This window comes from Pediococcus stilesii, from assembly GCF_001437075.1.
Taxonomy (GTDB): domain Bacteria; phylum Bacillota; class Bacilli; order Lactobacillales; family Lactobacillaceae; genus Pediococcus; species Pediococcus stilesii.
The window spans coordinates 23,583-30,466 of record NZ_JQBX01000019.1 but is presented as its reverse complement, the minus strand read 5'-3'; the positions used below and the strand labels follow the sequence as shown (position 1 = coordinate 30,466).

The following is a 6,884-nucleotide window of genomic DNA, read 5'->3' as shown; positions in this document are numbered from 1 at the left end:
GTTCAGTTTTCAAAGGTCTACTTTCATTGTCAAATCAGCAATTCAATGCCTTTTGACAATGACGAATCAACAAATCCGCTAAACCATCATATCAAATGTTTAAATATGTTGTCAAGTACTAAATTTAAACATAAGATTCCGATAAGCCTGTGCCCTTCAGAAGAGCACTTAAATATATTACCAATATTAAATACATCGGTCAAGCTTTTTTAATAAAAAAAACGAGCTTATTCGCTCGTTTTGATTTTTTTTACTCGATTAATTTTATTTGGCTTAATAACTAGTGCAAACATCCCTGCAAACATTCCAAAATAATACGTTAAAAGTCGCCACAACATCATCGCTAAAACTAATTTGCTACTGTTACCTACAAACTGTGAAAAAATCACGCTAAATCCATATTCCGCACCACCGGCTCCACCAGGAATTGGAAATAAAGAAATAACCATGAAAATTAACACATGTAGACATGTAACCATGACAATATTGACATCTGTACGTCCTAACGCTAATAGTATAAAGTATGGAATCAAATAGTAAAACAGCAATTGGAAAAAGGTGATGACCGACACTTTTACCAAGAGACGCCATTGTGTTTTCATTCGAACACTTTCGTGGTAAAAGGAGTCAACTTTTTGATCAATTGAAACTCTCCAGCCGTTGTAGCGTTCTTCGCTTGTAAACTTTTTTATCGGGATAAAAATAAGCGAAATTAAACGTTTGGTAAAGTTATGCCAATACATAATCATTAGCAATCCAATGATAACTGCCAAATGAATCATAAATCCGAACAGAACAAACCAAGATAAAAACCTGATTTTTTCTTCCAAATATTGAAATCCAATCAACAGACTAAAAATAAAATTAATAACTACCATTGATTGAAATACCACAAATTTCATTAATAGGACCGAGCTGGCACGCCCACCTTCAATTCCGCTCTGCATTAAAGCGACTAACTGAGCGGGCTGTCCGCCAGAAGAAAATGGCGTTAATCCGTTGAATAACTGTTCAATAAGGGGAATTCGAATCGCATCTTTCCAAGTCAGCTTATCGCCATTGCTTTCCACTAGCACCTTTGTTGCAACCGATTCAAATCCTAGATATAAAATAATGCAGATCAATGCAGCAAACATCCAACCAACATTCAAATGGACAATATCGCGAGCCACTTGATTTAAATTAACGTTCCGCAGAGAAAAGCCGAAAATTAGTATCCCGACCATAATCATAATAACTAAAACTACTTTATTCTTCCTCGACATAGAAGTTCCCCCTATTTAGCCAAAGAAGAATAAAAGTCTAGCCATATTTTTGCCAGGTGGTCTTCAGAATATTCCTCTGAGGCCTTATCTGACAACTTCTTAAACTCATTCAACTTATCTTCGTTTTCTGTCAATAATCTAAGCTGCTCATTCATATCACTGTAATCGTTGGTAGGAATATAGTATCCCTTTATAATCGAATGATACAAATCGAGATCACGCAGCATCACTGGAACGCCACAACTGAAAGCCTCCAATACGGACATCGGAAATAACTCGTTATATGATGGCAATAAAAATAAATCAGAAGCATTATAATAGTCCACTAACTTAGATCGATCGACAATCCCAGTAAACTTCAAATTACGAGGTGGATTATCTACAACCTTCTTCAAATCAGCATAGCCATCGGTCAACCGGCCAAATGAAAATCCGCCGGCCCAAATAAAGAATTTATCAGGATTATTTTCAGCTAACTTAATGAAATCCTTGACTCCCTTACGCTCTTGCACCTGTCCAATTCCTAAAACCGTAAACCGATTGTTCACTCCAAGCTCATTGCGAATTTGGGAGCGTTTTTTATCGTCAAAACGATAAAATTCATCCTTACGAACAAAGTTAGGTATGTAAGTAATAATTTCTTTTTTTATTCCATATGCTGTTAACTGATCAATAAAGGTAGGATTCACCACAACAATGTGATCCATTCTTTTATAGAAGGAAATAATATATTTATAAAAAATTGCCCGAAATGGTTGTGGGATACTCAGACTTCCCTCAATGGTTTCTGGCAAAAAATGTACATAACCGACCTTAACTCCTCGTTTCTTTGAGAAAGTCGACAAGTAGAATTTTGGATCAATTGTGTGGTAATGACTAATGTCAGCCCTTGTAAATTTATTAATGGAAACATCAATTTGTTTTGGAAAATGCCGTTTTAACAATCGAATTAACTCTTCGTAGGCACTTCCGACACCTTGACCTTTAACTTTACTGGCTGATGAAAACATGTTGACCTTAATTGGCATAACAAACCCCTAACAAATTTATTCTGATTCCGATTCGGATTCAATTTCTTCAACTTCCAAATCGGTATGGCTGCTGATTGCAACATTGTAGTAATCAACTACTTGTTTTCCAAAATAATCAGCAGAAATTTCGTACAATTTCTTTTCACGTGGCTTTGGATCATCGTATGCGTTTGGATGTTCAATATAATCCTTAATTGCTTGAACTAATTGTGCTTCCGTTTCAAACGTTTGCCCCAGCGATTTATCATTTAAAAGTGCATCCGTATAAACTCCAGACTTAGCAACCACTTTTAAGTGTGATGCTAATGCTTCAATATACGTCAAACCTTGAGACTCCGAATCTGAGGCAGAAACAAACAAGTCCGCAGATTGATAAAAACGATATACTTCGTCGTTATTAATCTCTCCCGTAAATTGAACGTTGTTATCTAAGCCCAAATCATGCACTTGATTTTCAAGGCTAGTACGCGCGGGTCCATCCCCAACAATTAATAGCTGTGCGTTGGGCACTTCTTTTAAAATTGCTGGTAAACTTTTAATGACCTCTTGAATATTTTTTTCATACGCCAAGCGGCTAAGCGAAAGCAAAATTGGCGTAAACTTGTCATATCCCAGACTATCACGCCATTCGTCACGGTGATTTTCGCGTTGATATTGTTCTAAGTTAACGCCCGTTGGAATTATTCGGATGGGGACTTCAATGCCATATCCACGAATAGAGTTTTTCACACGTTCGCTAGGAGCAATAACTCCGTCAATATGATAACAAAAAGCACGCATCATCTGCTTGACATGATAAGGCTTTAGTAATTTACCATTTGCAACATAGTGCAGGTAATCTTCATACATTGTATGGTACGTATGAATAATAGGAATTTTAAGTGACTTAGCAACAAATTTTCCCATCCAACCTAAGGAAAACTCTGTTTGAGTATGTACAATGTCTAAGTTCAGTTCCTTTGCAATTTGTGCTGCACGAATAAAACCACTAACAGCAATTCGACGGTCAGTAAAAGATACGAATGGAATGCTTGTAAATCTAAAGATATTACGTTCGTACACATTCGTATCTACTTTAGGATCCGTTGTGGTAAAAATATATACCTGATGTCCTTGCTTTTCTAGTTGGTCTCGAAGCGTTTTAATTGATGTCGCCACCCCGCTCACTTGCGGAAAATAGGTGTCAGTAAACAGTCCAATATTCACGGCGAATCTCCCCTTTATACTAAAAAACTATTTGGTCTAATTATATTGGTTTAAAAAAAGATATGCAAACCATTCAATTATTCCTACAAAAAACGTAAGACTAACTTATTAAACTCGGCCGGGTTTTCAGCCATTGGAATGTGCCCAACATCTCTCATCACGTCCACTTCAACATTTGAATTTAATTTTTTTAAAGCTTTTCCTTCTTTGAAATTAAAGAACGGACTCTTTTCTCCTAAAATAAACAAAACGGGGCGATCGGCGGCCTCGAGTACAAAACGCCAGTCTTTTAGAGCATGCCCTTTTACCAACGACCGATTTTTTGGCTGAGAAAACGGATATGCTTGATCAATTGATTTTGAATTCTTGAAAACAAATTCATCGATCTTTTTATATGCCGGGCGGACAATTGGTTCACTCATCACTTCGTCAAAGTTTGTCATTGATAGATTTTTAAATCCAAAATGCCAGTCGCCGTCGTTAATCATTTTGGGTGATTGATCAACAAAAATCGCTTTTGTAACAAAGTCCCATCCACGAATGCTCAAAATATTCAACAATACAGCGGTTCCCATTGAGTTTCCAATTCCAATCGGTTGTTTTAATTTTAAATAGTCGACCAATTGCAGCACTTCATCAGCAAGGTCTTCGATTTTTAAATCATATTCAACACGATCTGATCGTCCATGATTTAAATAATCAAGCCGAATAACACGATATCCACGCTGAACAAAATAATTGACCTGTCCCGACCAAATTTCAGTATTCCCACCAAAACCTGTCAAAAATAAGATCGGAACCCCTTCTCCCTGATCCTCAAAATATATTTTTTCGCCCGTTTTTAACTTAAATTCCATTCGTTTACCCCCGAAAAACAAAAAAAGAACCGTGACACTGCTGTCAGCGGTTCTAGTTTGATTAATTTGCTTTAGAAATTAGTCGTTGTTTACAGTCTCTTTAACTAATTTAATCACATCTTCATTAGTTTCAGCTTCTGTAACGGCTTTTTCAGCTAGCTTCTTCATATCATCAGTTGTCAATCTCTTCATCAATGCACGAGTCTTCAAAATTGAAGTTGCGCTCATTGAGAATTCATCTAAACCAAGTCCCATCAAGATAGGAACGGCAATTTGATCGCCAGCCATCTCTCCACACATTCCAGTCCACTTGCCTTCAGCATGTGAAGCATCGATTGTTTGCTTGATTAAGCGTAACAATGAAGGATTATATGGTTGATACAAGTATGCAACTTTTTCATTTCCACGGTCAGCGGCAAATGAGTATTGAATCAAATCGTTTGTTCCAATACTAAAGAAGTCTACATACTTAGCTAACTTATCAGCAATCATTGCTGCAGCAGGGATTTCCATCATCATACCGACTTGGATATCGCCAACTTTACTACCAGCATCGATCATCTTTTGACGCTCATCGTCGTAAATTGCGCGGGCCTTCTTGAATTCAGCAACCGTTGCAATCATTGGGAACATAATTGCAAGATTACCAAATGCTGAAGCACGAAGCAAAGCACGTAATTGTGTGCGGAAAAGATCTGTTCGATCTAAACTGATCCGGATTGCACGGTAACCCAAGAAGGGGTTCATTTCTTCTGGAAGTGGCAAGTAAGGAAGTTCCTTGTCTCCACCAATATCCATCGTCCGAACGACAACTTGTTTACCATTCATACCTTCTACAACTTTTTTATATGCTTCAAACTGATCATCTTCTGATGGTAGTTCAGAAGCATTCATGTATAAGAATTCGGAACGGAATAAACCGATTGCTTCGCCACCGTTATCAAGTACACCTTGTAAATCATCTGGTGTTCCAATGTTAGCAGCTAGGTCAAAATGAACTCCATCTTTTGAAAGGGTCCGTTCATTTTTTAGTTTTTCCCATTCAGCTTTTTGAGCCTTGAATTCATCACTCTTCTTTTGGTAATCCTTGATTTGATCTTCAGATGGATCAATAATTGCATCCCCTGTAAGTCCATCAACAATCATCATTTCACCCTGCTTAACACTTGTTGTAGCTTTTTCAGAGCCAACAACGGCAGGAATTTCAAGTGTTCTAGACATGATTGCAGAATGTGATGTACGACCACCAATATCTGTAATAAAGCCCTTAACATAGTGACGATCTAATTGAGCCGTGTCACTAGGTGTTAAATCGTGCGCAACAATGATTACCTCTGAATCAATCAATGCTGGGTTAGGTAATTCAACTCCAAGCAAGTGACTCATCAAGCGTTTTGTAACGTCGCGAATATCTGCGGCACGTTCTTGCATATAAGCATTGTCAGTCATTGCTTCAAACATTTCAATAAAGTTATCCGTAACTTCTTTAGTTGCTTCTTCTGCATTAATTGCGTCATTTTTAATCTTATCTTCAATGTTACCAATTAGTTCAGGATCTGAAAGAATCGTTAAATGTGCTTCAAAAACTTCAGCTTCTTCAGCACCGAGATTTTCAGCAGCCTTTTCCTTAATTAGTGAAAGTTCTGCCTTAGATTTGTCTAAAGCATCATGAAGACGAGCTACTTCTGCGTCTGCGTCTGTGATAGTCTTCTTTTCGAAAGAAAGATCTGGGTCGACCATTAAATAAGCCTTAGCAATGGCAATCCCATCACTAGCCGCAATTCCCTTTAATGTACCAGCCATTAGTCGGAAAGTCCTTCCTTTTTCATTGTATCTTCAAGTGCTGCGATTGCGTCTGCTTCGTCGTCACCGTCAGCTGAGATTGTTACATCAGCACCTTGGCCAACACCAAGTGACATAACACCCATGATTGATTTCAAGTTAACTGATTTGTCTTTGTAAGTTAATTGAATATCTGAGTTAAATTTGCTTGCTGATTGAACCAACAATGTTGCGGGACGTGCGTGGATACCTGTTTCTGCAATTACATGAAAGTCGCGTTTTTCCATAATAAATCTATCTCCTTTTCGATACACATAAATTTTGACCTAAATAAATGCGATGAGACGCCATTAATTTATAAGCCTTTGACAAGATAATATCAATTTATGAGCCTTAAAGCAAGCCCTTACATAAAACTTAAATAATATTATTGATCGCTTTCATTCTTTTCAAAATGGTAAGTGATCTTTCCTTCCCGGTCGGCAATTCCAATTACTTGCTTACGTTCTGGGAAATCCATAAAGACAGCCTGAAAACTTTGAAATTCGGAAGCTTCAATCTCTAGGTTATCAATTGTGCCTTGCTTGAGTTCATTCAAAAGCTTTAAATAATCTTTCACGCTATCACCTCATTCCAGCCTATCTATTTTATACCTTTAACCCATTTTTAATCAATAGGACGTTGTTAAAATCCTTTTTTTCAGATCTAAATCAAACTGCTTGCACTATTAAAAAGAGTGTGTA

7 protein-coding genes are annotated in these 6,884 nt (G+C 37.3%); all 7 read right to left on the bottom strand.

Going from position 1 to position 6,884, the window contains the following annotated elements:
- Window positions 1–227 precede the first annotated feature (227 nt).
- Complete coding sequence (locus IV81_RS07945; RefSeq protein WP_057804019.1) at window positions 228–1,265, bottom strand: lysylphosphatidylglycerol synthase transmembrane domain-containing protein; 1,038 nt, start codon at window positions 1,263–1,265, stop codon at window positions 228–230.
- Window positions 1,266–1,276: 11 nt separating this feature from the next.
- A complete protein-coding gene (locus tag IV81_RS07940) occupies window positions 1,277–2,293 on the bottom strand; it encodes a glycosyltransferase family 4 protein (RefSeq protein WP_057804017.1) in 1,017 nt (338 codons plus the stop codon).
- A gap of 18 nt (window positions 2,294–2,311) precedes the next feature.
- Window positions 2,312–3,502: a glycosyltransferase family 4 protein gene (locus tag IV81_RS07935; RefSeq protein WP_057804015.1), complete on the bottom strand. Its 1,191-nt coding sequence runs from the start codon at window positions 3,500–3,502 to the stop codon at window positions 2,312–2,314.
- Between the two features lie 83 nt (window positions 3,503–3,585).
- On the bottom strand, window positions 3,586–4,359 hold the full coding sequence (locus IV81_RS07930; RefSeq protein ID WP_057804013.1) for an alpha/beta fold hydrolase: 774 nt from the start codon (window positions 4,357–4,359) through the stop codon (window positions 3,586–3,588).
- Window positions 4,360–4,437: 78 nt separating this feature from the next.
- Entirely contained in the window at window positions 4,438–6,162 is a 1,725-nt protein-coding gene (gene ptsP / locus IV81_RS07925; protein ID WP_057804010.1) for a phosphoenolpyruvate--protein phosphotransferase, read from the bottom strand.
- Window positions 6,162–6,428 carry a phosphocarrier protein HPr gene (locus tag IV81_RS07920; RefSeq protein ID WP_002833902.1) on the bottom strand — a complete coding sequence of 89 codons (267 nt, stop codon included), beginning with the start codon at window positions 6,426–6,428 and terminating at the stop codon, window positions 6,162–6,164. Before IV81_RS07920 ends, ptsP begins: the two co-directional genes overlap by 1 nt.
- 140 nt (window positions 6,429–6,568) lie before the next feature.
- The gene (locus IV81_RS07915) at window positions 6,569–6,760 is read right to left on the bottom strand and encodes a hypothetical protein (RefSeq protein ID WP_057804008.1); all 192 of its coding nucleotides are present in this window, start codon (window positions 6,758–6,760) and stop codon (window positions 6,569–6,571) included.
- Window positions 6,761–6,884: the final 124 nt, after the last annotated feature.